This is a genomic window from Kitasatospora sp. NPDC054795 (assembly GCF_053611565.1).
Window position 1 is genome coordinate 18738 of record NZ_JBSHAP010000069.1, and the last position, 12482, is coordinate 31219.

General features: G+C 74.3%; 10 protein-coding genes. 4 read left to right on the forward strand and 6 right to left on the reverse strand.

The annotated features are described in order from the left end of the window. Window positions 1-108: 108 nt before the first annotated feature. Both ACWGJO_RS24170 and ACWGJO_RS24175 read right to left on the reverse strand, forming a co-directional pair. The gene (locus tag ACWGJO_RS24170; RefSeq protein ID WP_452186745.1) at window positions 109-1422 is read right to left on the reverse strand and encodes a DUF6271 family protein; all 1314 of its coding nucleotides are present in this window, start codon (window positions 1420-1422) and stop codon (window positions 109-111) included. After that, the gene (locus ACWGJO_RS24175; RefSeq protein ID WP_452186747.1) at window positions 1404-2498 is read right to left on the reverse strand and encodes a phytanoyl-CoA dioxygenase family protein; all 1095 of its coding nucleotides are present in this window, start codon (window positions 2496-2498) and stop codon (window positions 1404-1406) included. The genes ACWGJO_RS24170 and ACWGJO_RS24175 overlap by 19 nt, the downstream gene beginning before the upstream one ends. A 432-nt stretch (window positions 2499-2930) precedes the next feature. Here ACWGJO_RS24175 and ACWGJO_RS24180 point away from each other — a divergent pair, with 432 nt between their 5' ends. After that, window positions 2931-4892, forward strand: coding sequence for an FUSC family protein (locus tag ACWGJO_RS24180; RefSeq protein ID WP_452186749.1), 1962 nt, complete (start codon window positions 2931-2933; stop codon window positions 4890-4892). 106 nt (window positions 4893-4998) lie between these two features. Here ACWGJO_RS24180 and ACWGJO_RS24185 read toward each other — a convergent pair whose 3' ends face one another. Continuing rightward, window positions 4999-6402, reverse strand: a complete 1404-nt coding sequence (locus tag ACWGJO_RS24185; RefSeq protein WP_452186751.1) for an amidase — start codon at window positions 6400-6402, stop codon at window positions 4999-5001. Window positions 6403-6710: 308 nt separating this feature from the next. Between ACWGJO_RS24185 and ACWGJO_RS24190 the strand changes: the two genes are divergently transcribed. Both ACWGJO_RS24190 and ACWGJO_RS24195 read left to right on the forward strand, forming a co-directional pair. Further along, window positions 6711-8060 (forward strand): cytochrome P450, encoded by a 1350-nt coding sequence (locus ACWGJO_RS24190; protein WP_452186752.1) that lies wholly within the window; start codon window positions 6711-6713, stop codon window positions 8058-8060. A 140-nt stretch (window positions 8061-8200) separates the two neighbouring features. Then, a complete protein-coding gene (locus tag ACWGJO_RS24195; RefSeq protein WP_452186754.1) occupies window positions 8201-8932 on the forward strand; it encodes a rhomboid-like protein in 732 nt (243 codons plus the stop codon). A 72-nt stretch (window positions 8933-9004) separates the two neighbouring features. Here ACWGJO_RS24195 and ACWGJO_RS24200 read toward each other — a convergent pair whose 3' ends face one another. Both ACWGJO_RS24200 and ACWGJO_RS24205 read right to left on the reverse strand, forming a co-directional pair. Beyond that, the gene (locus ACWGJO_RS24200; RefSeq protein ID WP_452186756.1) at window positions 9005-9586 is read right to left on the reverse strand and encodes a DUF421 domain-containing protein; all 582 of its coding nucleotides are present in this window, start codon (window positions 9584-9586) and stop codon (window positions 9005-9007) included. A gap of 54 nt (window positions 9587-9640) precedes the next feature. After that, a complete protein-coding gene (locus ACWGJO_RS24205) occupies window positions 9641-10468 on the reverse strand; it encodes a LysR family substrate-binding domain-containing protein (protein WP_452186758.1) in 828 nt (275 codons plus the stop codon). Window positions 10469-10526: 58 nt separating this feature from the next. On the opposite strand from ACWGJO_RS24205, the gene ACWGJO_RS24210 reads away from it, so the two are divergent. Beyond that, entirely contained in the window at window positions 10527-10964 is a 438-nt protein-coding gene (locus tag ACWGJO_RS24210) for a DUF5997 family protein (RefSeq protein WP_359898503.1), read from the forward strand. Window positions 10965-11046: 82 nt separating this feature from the next. On the opposite strand, the gene ACWGJO_RS24215 is transcribed toward ACWGJO_RS24210, so the two are convergent. Continuing rightward, window positions 11047-12177, reverse strand: coding sequence for a YncE family protein (locus tag ACWGJO_RS24215; protein ID WP_452186760.1), 1131 nt, complete (start codon window positions 12175-12177; stop codon window positions 11047-11049). Window positions 12178-12482: the final 305 nt, after the last annotated feature.

Here is a 12482-nt window from a genome sequence, read left to right on the forward strand (position 1 = left end):
GCCGGGGTGGCCGGCGGCATGGCTGGTGGCGTGACCGGCGGTGTGGCCGGTGGCATGGCTGGTGGCATGGCTGGTGGTCTGGCGTATCACGTGGAGTTCCCCGTCCGGCTAGCGTGGCCGCCGGTCGACGGGGGTGGTCCTGCTCGCCCGCACCAGCGGGCCCCACGCGTCGATCAGCGCTGCGAAGTCCTCGATGTCCGTCTGCGCCTCGTCGAGCAGGCGTGCCCGCAGGGGCGCCAGGTGGTCCGCGAACTCGGCGTACTTTCCGCCGAGGCGTCGGTAGCAGCGGTCGAGTTCGGCGAGCCTGCGGTGGTTCTCCGCGCGGTCCGTCGCGGCGCTGCGACGGGCGGATTCGGCGATCGGTTCGGGGCGGACGCGGTGCTGTTCGTCCAGCAGGGCGCCGCCGGCCGCCTCCATCTCGGAGTAGACCGGGTAGAGGTAGAGCATGGAGAGCAGGAACTTGGCGTAACGCAGCTGGTAGGCGGTGAAGCCGGGGCCGGTGCGCCGTTCCGGGGTGTGGTAGTTGACGATGTGGCGGTTGTGGGTGACGCCCGGCAGGGTCGCGTCGCGCACCAGGTGGTGCAGGAAGTAGTCGCTGCCGATGGTGTCGGTGGCGGGCGGCAGCGGCACCCGTTCGTAGACCTCGTGGTGGAGGCCGATGTTGCACATGTCGATGTGCCAGATGTCGGGCAGGTCGAGCACCGCGCGGTCGGCGGTGAACGGCTCGGTGCCGCCTCCGGTGAAGGACTCGGCGACGAGTTCGCGCTTCTTCTCCTCGCTCGCGCCGGTGGGCGCCCAGAGCGCGACCACGTCGTGGTGGACCTCGGGGTCGAGTTCACGGATCTCGCCGATGTCGACGGAGGGTTCACCGACGAAGGAGGCGCCGACCAGTGCGACCGGCTTGTCCGCGTGCGCCGCGTCGAGGGTGTTCTCGGTGACGGCGGCGGCCGCGTCGGCGGCCTTCAGTCCGAGCGTGGCCAGCTCGTGCTCGATCGGGAACACCGGTTCTCCGTCGAGCAGTTGGTACCGGCTGTCGGAGTCCCGGCGGTGCACCGACTCGCAGCCGAGCGCGGCGGCCAGCAGGAACGCCCGGTTGGTGCAGGCGCCGTAGGAGACGGCGTCGGGCAGCATCAGGCGCAGCAGCCGGCCCGGGTCGGCCTCGCCGGATCGGTCGATCACCTCGCACAGGAAGGCACGTTGGGCGTCCTCGTCCAGGTGGTGGACGACCACGCCGTCGACGGCCGGCAGGCCGGCGAGGGCCCCGGCGTGCCGGGCACGGTCCGCGGGCTCGGCGGAGTCCAGCACCAACAGGTGTACCCGGACACCGAACCGCTCTACGGCGTGGGCGGCTTCGGCGCCGATCGCGGTGATGGTGTCCGCGCACGCGCGGTTGGTGGGCAGGGTCAGGCAGACGTCGCGCATTCCAGCTCCCCCGTGTCCCCGCATTCGTCGAACGGCTTGCCGCTCCAGGACCGAAGGCCGAGCAACTTCTCCCCCAGCTCGGTGAGTTCGGCGGTTCCGTAGCGCTGCGCCTCGGGCCGGTCGGCGTCGCCAACCAGCGTGCGGTTCCAGTCCGGCGTGCCGAGCGTGCGCCAGGACTCCACCCGGGAGCGGCGCAGCTTCTCGGACTCCTCCAGTGCGGGCATCATCGACAGGTACTGCACGGCGCGCACGCCGTCGGCCGAGGTGTTGGGCGCCACGCCGTGGGCGAGCAGGCCGTTCCAGATCAGCAGGTCACCGGCCTTCAACTCGGGCCGGACGACCGGGAACTCGGCGCGGTCGACGTCCGGGCGGATCGGGTCGCGGTCGGCCGGCTGGGCGGCCCGCCACTCGTCGAAGCGGCGGAACAGCTCCGGGTCGCACTGGAAGCCGCCGCGGTCGGGGGCGGTGTCGTTGAGCGCGATGATGCCCTGGACGCGCTGCGGCAGTATGTCCCGGGTGGTGTCGACGTCCCAGTGCAGCTCGATGTCGAAGCCTCGGTCGGTGGGCTCGATCAGCGCGCGGTCGCGGTTGCGGACGTTCGGCGGGTTGAGGTTGAGCCGGTCGAGGGTGACCCAGAGCTCCTCGCAGTCCCACACGTCCACGAAGGCGTCGTAGACGCGCTGCGACTGGCGGCTGTCCCAGATGAGCTGGTGGTGGTAGGCCTCGACGAAGCCGTAGACGTGCAGGTGCCGGTCGAGCTCGTCGCGGTACTCGCGCTCGCGGTACCAGTCCTCGGGGCGGTCCGGCGACAGGCCCTGGAACTCCCAGGCGAAGTCGAGCAGTCGGCGCGCGGCCCCGGCCGGGATCGCCTGCTTCACCACCACGTAGCCGTAGGTCCGCCAGAACGCGTGGTCCTCCTCCGAGAGCACCCGCAGCGGGTGCTTCTTGCGGACCTCGCGCAGCGCGGTCGGGGTGAGGTAGCTCTCGGTGTCGGCACTGAAGTAGGGGCGCTGCGACGCGGCCCGGTACAGGTATTCCCCGTCGGGTCCGTCGGGGTGTTCGGCAGGGCTCGGCATGGGCAGTCACTCCATGGTTCGTAGTCGACGCAGCGCTTCCTCGCGGGCTCGACGCGGGCACGGCGAGCCGACGGCCGGCCACCGGCCGCAACAGGAATTCGAGTGCGGCCCGGAGGGCCGTCCGTATACGGTCCTTCTCGCCTCGGCCCGCGGGCGCGGAACAGCGCCACGTCAGGGGGCCAACTCTCCCGCCCGGCAAGGCACCTCACCCCGCATCAGCCTTTGCCGAACCGCGCTCCCCATACGTTGGACTAGACCAACTAATGGTGTCAACCCTTTCCTGCGGGTTACCGATTGGGAAATCAACGCAGCTCACGACACCTCTCGGGGTTCGCTTTATGTTTCGGAGACTGACATAAGAGCGGGTATGTTTCTGGAATTGACATATTCGCGCGCACGGTGAACCCGTCGGCCCGGCCGTACGTTGGGCTCATGGCACCCGCGCTGACGGCTCCCCCGTGGCTGACCGAGGGTCTGCGGCCCCGGGCCGCGCCCGTCCCGTGGGCGGCGGTCGCCCGCGCGTCCGTCGCCCTCTCCGCGCCGCTCGCGGTGGGCACCGCCACCGGGCGGCCCGCCTACGGCGCGCTGGTGTCGATGGGCGCGCTGTCCGGAGTCATCGGGGACACCGCCGACGCGTACCGGATGCGGATCTACAACATCGCCGTGCCCCAGCTGTTCGGCGCCCTGGGGATGCTGCTCGGCACCCTGGTGTTCGGCGCCGGCTGGACGGCCGTCGCGACGGTGACCGTCGTCGCGCTGGTCTCCGGCATGATCTCCTCGATCGGCGCCGTCGCCTCCGTCTCCGGGCTGCTCCTGTTGCTCAACGCGGTCGTCGGGGCCGGACTGCCCCTGCCCTCCCCCTGGTGGCTGCCGCCCGCCCTGCTGCTGCTCGGCGGCCTGGTGGTGCTCGCCCTGACCCTGCTCGCCTGGCCGCTGCGCGTGGGCGTCCCCGAACGGGCGGTGGTGGCCGGCACCTACCGGGCGGTCGCCGACCTGCTGGAGGCGGCCGGCACTGCGGAGTACGACGGACGCCGCCGCGAACTCACCCGCTCGCTCAACCAGTCCTACGACCTGCTGCTCGCCCGCCGGGCCCGCCGGCACGGCCGCTCACCCACCCTGGTACGGCTGCTCGCCCAGCTCAACGCGGTGATCCCGGTGGTCGAGGCGGCCTCCGCGGCCCAGCTGCGCCCGCCCGAGTTCGGCCCGCTGGCCGCCGGCTACCCGGCCGCCGTACGCGCGCTGGCCGACGCCGTCGAGCAGAACCGCACCGGCCCGCCCCCGCCGCTCGGCCTGCCGGTCCCGGCCGGCCCGTCCACCCGCGCGCTGGTCCAGGCGATCGGGCACGCCGCCGTCGTCGTGCACGAGGCCGCACCCGACCCGTACGCCACCGGCGACCGGCTGGGCCGCCCCGCCGGGATCGAAGTCCGGGCCCGGCGGGCGACCAGGGCACTGCTGCTGTCCGGCGCGTCCTGGCGGTACGGGCTGCGGCTGGCACTGTGCATCGGGCTGGCACAGGTGCTGGTCTCGGTGATCGCGGTGCCCCGCTCGTACTGGGTGACGCTGACCGTGACCTTCGTGATGAAGCCCGACTTCGGCTCGGTGTTCTCCCGCGCGGTGCTGCGCGCGCTCGGCACCGCCGCCGGGCTGCTGATCGCCGTCCCGGTCCTGGCCGAGGTGCCGCACGGCTGGTGGGACGTCCCGGTGATGGCGGCACTGGCGGCCCTGATCCCGGCCCTGTCCGCCAAGGGGTACGCCTTCCAGACCGCGGCCATCACCCCGGTGATCCTGCTGCTCTCCGACCTGCTCAACCACCAGGGCTTCCACCTGGTGCCGCCCCGGCTCTACGACTCGCTGATCGGCTGCGGCATCGCGCTGCTGGTCGGCTACCTGCTGTGGCCGGACTCCTGGCACACCCGGATCGGCGACCGGCTCGCCGACGCCGTCCAGGACACCGCCTCGTACGTGTCACTGGCCCTCGCCACCGCGCCCGGACGGGACGAACCGGCCCGCGCCCGCTACCGGCGCCGCCTCTACCGTGACCTGTCCACCGTGCGCAGCGAGTTCCAGCGGGCGCTCACCGAGCCGCCGCCGGTCGGCACCCGGGCGGAGGCCTATTGGCCGGTGGTGATCGCGGTCGAGCGGATCGTGGACACCACCACCGCCACCCGGGTGCGGATCGAGCACGGCGCTCCGGTGCCGACCGCCGCCGAGGTCGCCACCGTCACCCGGGAGCTGACCGGCCTCGCCGAGGCGCTGCGCACCGGTGGGCCGCCGCCGGGGGCGGAGCCGGACGCGCTGGCGCCGGACTGCGCGCTGGCCCGGCTCCACCACGAGGTGTGCGCCGCCCGGTCGGTGGTCGCGCCGATGCCCCGGACCGCTGCGCCGGCGCCCTGAGCGCGGCCGGTCCCGGAGCCGCAGCGTTCGGTCCCGGACCCTCGGTGTTCGATCCCCGACCCCGCGGGTTCGGTCCCGGCTCCGGGCGCGCCCCGCCCCGCCGGGTTCAGTCCTGGATCCGCCGCCAGGGCCGGTCCGCCTCCAGCGCGAAGGCCAGCTCCAGCAGCAGCCGCTCCTGCCCGTGCGCCGCCGACAGGTGCACCCCGACCGGGAGTCCGCCGGGCTCGGAGCCCGCCGGCAGCGCGATGCCCGGGCCGCCGGTCACGTTGTTGACCGGGGTGAAGGCGACGTAGCGCATCAGCCGGTCCATCAGCTCGTCGAAGTCCACGTTCGGGCTCAGGTACCCGATCGGCGGGGCGGTGTGGGCGAGCACCGGGGAGAGGATCACGTCGTGGGCGCGGAAGATCCGCGCGTACACGCCCTCGGCCCGGCGCAGCCGCCGCAGCACGCCGGGGGTCTGCGGGAACTCCGCCCGGAACCGGCGGCGCAGTCCGGTGGTCAGGCCGTCCAGCTTCCCGGCCCGGAAGCTCGGGTCGATCAGCAGCCGGCCGGTGGCGGCGATGGCCCAGGCGATGTAGCCCCAGTAGCTGACGAAGTCGCGGGAGAACTCCTCACCGAAGGGCAGTGCGGTCGGCTCGACCAGGTGGCCCATCGCCTCCAGCCGGGCGGCGGTCTCCTCGACCACCTGCCGGGTCGGCCCGTCGGTCTTGGCGATCGGCGAATCCACCACCAGTCCGATCCGCAGCCGCCGCTCGCCCGGCCCCTCGACCAGGCCGAGCGGGGGCAGCCCGGGGTTGCCGCGGTGCCGCTCGGCGGCGGCGAAGAAGGCGGCGGTGTCGCGCACCGAGCGGGTCAGCACGCCGTCGGTGACCAGGTCGATCGGCAGTTTGCCGCTCTGGGCGTTGGTGACCAGCCGGCCCCGGGTGGGCTTGAGCCCGACCAGCCCGCAGCAGGCCGCCGGGATGCGGATCGAGCCGCCGCCGTCGTTGGCGTGCGCGATCGGCACCACGCCGGCGGCCACCAGGGCCGCCGCGCCGCCCGAGGACGCGCCGGGCGAGTGCGAGGGCTTCCAGGGGTTGCGCACCGGCTGGGCGGTGGCGAACTCGGTGGAGGCGTTGAGGCCGAACTCGGGCAGTCTGCTCTTGCCGAGGACGGCCAGGCCGGTGGAGAGGAACTGGTCGGTGAAGCGCGCGTTGCGGCGGGCCGGGCGGGCGCGGTAGGCCTCGCTGCCCATCGCGGTCGGCAGGCCGCGCAGGTCCACGTTGTCCTTGAGGAAGGTCGGTACGCCCCAGAGCGGACCGCCGATCCCCTCCCGGCTGATCTGCGGTTTGTCATACGAAGCATGGGCGACGGGCAGCAGCGTGCCGTCCACCCGCGCGGCCCGGTCGACGGCCGCGCCGACCAGTTCCCTCGGGTTGACCGCGCCGGCCCGGACCAGCGCGGCGAGCGCCACCGCGTCGTGGGCGCCCAGGGCGTCGTCGGCGAACGCGTGGACCCGCTCGTCGGTCATCCGAACTCCCCACTCCCTGCCGGACGTTCCACCGTCCGGCGATCGCACCGGTTGGTCGTACCTGCCCGGTTCTACTCACCGGTAGTCTCGCAGGGCTTCGAGTGTAGGCACGACCGGCGGCCGTCGCCCGACCGGGGTCGACCCCGACGGGTAAACGCTCCATCAAATCTTCCAGGGCGCACGACCGTTCGGCCCGCGCCCCCGCGTTCACCCCGTCCGCCCGTCCACGATCGTTTCGCCGCACGCCGCCGGGAAAGATCACGTTCGCGATTCGTCCCGGTCCTCCCGCCCCAACCAAGGTGACGCCCGTGCCGACCCCCTTCTTCCCCACCACCCGGTTCACCGCGGCCACCGCCCCCGGCGGCCTCCCGCTGCTCGGCCACGCCCCCGCCCTCCTCCACCGCCCGCACGAGTTCGTCGCCGGCCTGCCCGCCCACGGCGACCTCGTCCGGCTGCGGCTCGGCCCGCTCCACGCGTACGTGGTCTGCCACCCCGAGCTGGTCCGCCGGCTGCTCGCCGACGACCGCACCTTCGACAAGGGCGGGCCCCTCCTCGACAAGGCCCGGGAGGTCCTCGGCAACGGCCTCGCCACCTGCCCCGCCGCCGCCCACCGGCGCCAGCGCCGCATGCTGCAGCCCGCGTTCCACCGCGACCGGCTGCCCGGCTACGCCGCGCTGATGGCCGAGGAGATCGGCGGCGCCACCGCCCGCTGGCGCGACGGCGACGTGATCGACGTCCCCACCGCGATGCACCGCCTCTCCACCGCCGTCACCGCCCGCTGCCTGTTCGCCGCGCACGAGCGGGCCGGCACCCTGCCGGTGCGCCGCTCCATGGACGCCGTCACCCGCGGCGTCGGCCGTCGGGTGATGCTTCCGCTGCCCGGCGCCGACCGCCTCCCCACCCCCGGCAACCGCCGCTTCCGCCGCGCCCGGCAGGACCTGCGGGAGATCACCCGGCGGCTGATCGCCGACCACCGCGCCGCCGGCACCGACCGGCACGACCTGCTCTCCACGCTGCTCGACGCGACGGACGAGGACGGCCGGGGCCTGACCGACGCCGAGGTCCACGAGCAGGTGGTGACCTTCCTGCTGGCCGGCACGGAGACCACCGCCGCCACCCTCTCCTGGGCCTGGACGCTGCTCGCCGCCAACCCGGCCGTCCGGATGCGGCTGCACGCCGAGCTCGACACCGTCCTGGACGGCCGGCCCGCCCGCCACGAGGACCTGCCCGCCCTGCCGCTCACCGCCCGGATCGTCAGCGAGACCCTGCGGCTCTACCCGCCGCCGTGGATCCTCAGCCGCACCGCCACCGCCGACACCGGGCTCGGCGGCCACCGCATCCCGGCCGGCGCCACCCTGCTCTACAGCCCCTACCTGCTGCACCGCCGGGCCGACCTGTTCCCCCGCCCCGACCGCTTCGACCCCGACCGCTGGCTCACCACCGCCCGCCCCGCACCCGGCACCTACGCGCCCTTCGGCCTCGGCGCCCGCCGCTGCATCGGCGACGTCTTCGGCACTACCGAGGCCGTCCTCGCCATCGCCACGATCGCCGCCCGCTGGACCATCGCCCCCACCCCGGGCCGGCCCGTCCGCCCCACCCGCGGCTCCTCCCTCACGCCCCGGCCCTTCACCGCGACACTCACCCGCCGGGTCCGCTGACCGGACGGCGACCGGGCTCCGACGCCGGCCGCGCCGGGTCCGCCGACCGGATCCCGACCCGGCTTCGGTACTGTCCCGGCGTGGCCGGCCGCACGGGCGCCGGCCGGAACCACGCCGCTCGACCGGGACGCCACCAGACCATGAACGCTCGAACCCCCTCGGGGCTCCTGACCGGGCTGCTGCGCGCCGCCCGGACGTACCCGCGCCGCTCGCCGCTGACCTTCGGCTACGTCGTCCTGCTCCTGCTCGGGCACGTCTGGGTCGAGAACCTGCTCGCCGCCGACCGTGCGGACGCGCTGCGCGACCACATCAGCACCAACCTCGACAACCTGCACGACCACCCGGTCAGCGCCCTGCTCGGCAGCGCGCTGCTCTTCGACGGCACCCTCACCGAGATCCTCTCCACCGGCTTCGGCAGCACCCTGATCACCCTGGGCCTCGGCGTCTGCTGCTGCCTCGCCTGGACCGAGCGCCGCTTCGGCGGCCTGCGCGCCGCCGCCGTGTTCCTCGGCGGGCACATCGGCGCCACCCTGATCACCGCCGCGGTGATCCTGCTCGCCCTGCGCCACGGCTGGTACCCGGAGAGCGTCCGCGGGGCCTCGGACTACGGCATCAGCTACGGCGCCCAGACCGTCCTCGCCCTCGCCACCCTCGCCGTGCCCCGTTGGGCCCGGCTGCCCTGGGCCGCCTTCGTCGTCGCCTGGCCGCTCTCCGGCGGCGACTGGCCCGGCCCCCTCCCGGGCTTCACCACCGTCGGGCACCTCCTCGCCGCCGCCCTCGGCTTCGCCCTGGCCGCCACCGTGGCCCTCGGCGCCTCGCGGCGCCGGCGTGCCGGGGCCGAGCGGCCGGCGGACGTCCACCCGAACCCGTGACCAGCCCCGGCTCTCCAGGGCCTCCCGGTTCCAGGGCCTGTCGAGGCGGGCGGGCCGAGGCCCGGGCGGCGGTCAGCCGGGCGGGCGGCGGTCAGCGGCTATGGCGGTGAGCAGCCGCTCGATCTCCTCCAGCCGGCGCCGCAGGTCCTCGACGTCGCCCCGGGTGGCGCTCTGCTCGCCCGCCTTGAGGGAGACCAGCAGCTGTCCGTCCGGCTCCAGCCGGGCCCGGGCGACGTCGCCGACCTTGTCGCCGTTCTGGATCCGGATGGCGTGCTCCAGCTCGGACGGGCGCAGCGCCAGGCTGTGCAGCGCGCCGGCGACCAGCTTGCCGTCCTTCACCACGGTGGTCGGCCTGCCCTCCAGGATCCGCGCGGCCCTCGGGTCGCGCGCGAGCCAGCGGGTGACGGCGGCGTTCACCGCGATCAGGGTCACCGCCCCGATCGCGCCGCCGAGCAGGCTGTTGTCATTGCCGATGATGGCGTTCTGCACCACGTTGGAGAGCAGGAAGACCACCACCATGTCGAAGGTGTTCAGCCCCGCCAGACCGCGCTTCCCGGCGAGCCGGAACAGCACCAGGATCAGCACGTAGACGGCGATCGTGCGGAGGACCTTCTCCACGATCGGAATCTGGACGGCCATCAGGTCGTGCCACACTGCCCCGCTCCTCCCGCCTCGACCGCTGCGAACGGGGCAGAGGCTACGCCACGGTCACCGCTTGGGCCTGCCGCGCCGGGCCGCCGAGCCCCGCCCGCCGGCCTTGGCTCCCCCGGCCTTCGGCGCCCCGGCCCGCTGCCCGCCGGACTTCTGGCCGCCCGCCTTCTGCGCACCGCTCTTCTGCCCGCCGGCCCGCTGCGGCTGCGGCTTGCCCCGGCCCGCCGCCGCCTTCTTCGGCTGCGCCTCGGGAGCCGCCTGCCCGGCCCCGCGGCCGCGCGAGCTGTTGACCGTACGGCCGCGGACGATCCCGATGAACTCCTCCACCAGGTCCGTCGTCCGCTCCTGCGGCCAGGACAGCGCCACCTGGGACTGCGGCACGTCCGCCACCGGCCGGAAGGTGAGGTCCCGGCGGTGGTGCAGCCGGGCCAGGGACTGCGGCACCAGGAGCACGCCGACGTTCGCCGCGACCAGCTCGACCGCGTCCGCGGTGCTGTCCGGACGGGCGACGGCGGGGCGCCCGGGCAGGGTGTCGGCGGTGAGGCCCAGGGTGTCGTCGAGCGGGTGGAAGACCACCTCGTCGGCCAGATCCTCCACCGAGGCCTCCTCGGCGGCGGCGAGCCAGTGGTCCTTGGGGAAGACCACGACGGTGGTCTCGGTGTAGAGCGGGATCGCGCTCAGCACGTCCTTGTCGACCGGCAGCCGGACCAGTCCGGCGTCCGCGCCGCCCTCGCGGAGGGTCCGCTCGGCGTCGCCGGACGCGACCGCGAGGAGGTCCAGCGGCACGTCCGGGAGCCGCTCCTCCCAGACCCGGACCCATTTGCCGGGGGTCACGCCCGGGACGTACACGAGCCGGAAGGTCGGGTTCACCTGCATGTCTGTCACAGGGCAAGGCTACCGACCGTGACCGGGAGCGCCCGCGCACTCCCTTACCCTTGTCACCATGACATCGCTCAAGCAGAAGACCAGCCAGACCATGAAGCCGGCCACGGCGGCCAAGAAGCTGGGGATCTACCTCGACGCCGCGCCGACCGACTTCCAGGAGGGCGTGGTCTCCCGCGAGGAGCTGAACGCGCTGCAGGCCGAGCCGCCGCAGTGGCTCCAGGACCTGCGCAAGAACGGCCCGCACCCCCGCCCGGTGGTCGCCGCCCGACTCGGCATCTCGATCTCCGGCCTGGCCCGGGGCGGCGTGACCGAGGCGCTGACCACCGAGCAGATCGAGGCCCTCCGGGCCGAGAACCCGCTCTGGCTCCAGCACGAGCGCGCCAACCAGGTGGACCTCCGCAAGGAGACCGCCCGGATCAAGGAGAAGCACGAGAAGGAGGCCGCCGAGGCCGCCGCCAAGGCCGCCAAGGAGGCGAAGGCCGCCCAGGCCCGCTGACCCGCCCTCCCCGGGCCCGGCACGGCGGCGCTCCGGCGCCGGCTGCCGGGCCCGTTCTCGTCGGGCGCCGCTCGGCGGGTCCCTAGAAGCGGACGGTCCGCAGGACGGAGTCCCCGCCCTTGAGCCCGGCCAGGTAGAGGGTGCGGCCGTCCGCGCCGAGCTGGACCTGGACGACGGAGTCCAGGCCGAAGCCGGTGACGGTCTCGCCCGGAACGGCCGCGCCGGTGGCGGGGTCGTACGACAGCAGTGCGGCCTGCGGGGTCCTCGCGCCGGTGAACACGTGGACCCGGCCGGAGTCCGGGCTCGTCCCGAGCAGCTGGGGGCCGTCGGCGAAGGCCCCGAGGCCGAAGGCGGACCGGAAGGTGTTCGTCTCCGGGTCCAGGATGTCGGCGGTGACGGTGCCGTAGTCGCGGTAGCCGCTCGCGTAGACGGTGCGGCCGTCGGCGGCGAGCACGATCTCCTCGGCGGAGCCGAAGTCCGCCACCGGGTCGATGACCTCCGGGGCGGCGCCCTCGACGTCCAGGTGGTAGAGGTTGTCCGCGGTGCCGACCCAGGCGTCGGTGGCGTCGGGGCCGAGCACCACCCGGCCGACGGTGTAGCCGGTGAGGGTCACGCCGCCGGTGAAGCTCCGGGTGGCGGGGTCGTAGGCGAGGACGCGGCCGGCCCGGCTGCCCAGGCGCACGCCCCAGGGGCCGTACTGGGACAGGTACACCCGGGTTCCGTCCGGGCTGACGGTCACCCCGTTCAGCGCGCCCTTGGTCATGGCCCCGGGGCGGGGCTGGTCGGGCGTGGCGACCCGGGCGAGCTGCTGTCCGGTCGCGGCGTCGAAGGTCAGCAGGTCCCAGTCGACGGTCACGTAGACCCGGCTGCCGTCCGGGCTGACGGTCGGACGGCCGACGCTGTCGAAGCCGGTGACGGTGAGCAGGTCGGTGCTCGCCCCGGTACGGGTGTCGATGCTGCGGACGACCCGGGCCGAGTGGCCGGGGTCGACGGCGTGGCCGACCACCGCGTAGACGCGGGTGCCGTCCGGGACGACGGCGAACGACTCGGCCGTGCCGCCGAACGCCAGGTTGTCCGCCGTCGGGACAGCCCGGGCCGCGCTGACCGGCGGGCCCTCGGGCGCCGCGGCCGCGGCCTCCGTCCCGGTCAGCAGCAGTGCCCCTGCCGCCGCCACCGCTCCAAACCAACGCGCTTTGCGCACAAGCCTGTTCATGCTTTCCCTCCCGCCGGTCGGATCGCGGCACTGCCGCGTCCGCGTCAGGCTACGACACGGCCCGCGGACGGCGAAGCGGTTCGGTCGTACTCTGCCCGGCTCCGTCCGAACACAGCCCCTTCACGGCATCGACAGAACCGGAACCGGCCATCGGCGGCGGCCGGATCCACCTCCACCGCGGAAACGGTTCCGCACGCCCGGCGAAGGCTTCCCGCGCCCGCACGTGGCGTCACTCCGACGGCCCCTCGGACGCGGTAGGGTCCGCTGGCGCGGCACCGGCCCGTCCGGCGGCCGCCGCCCACGCC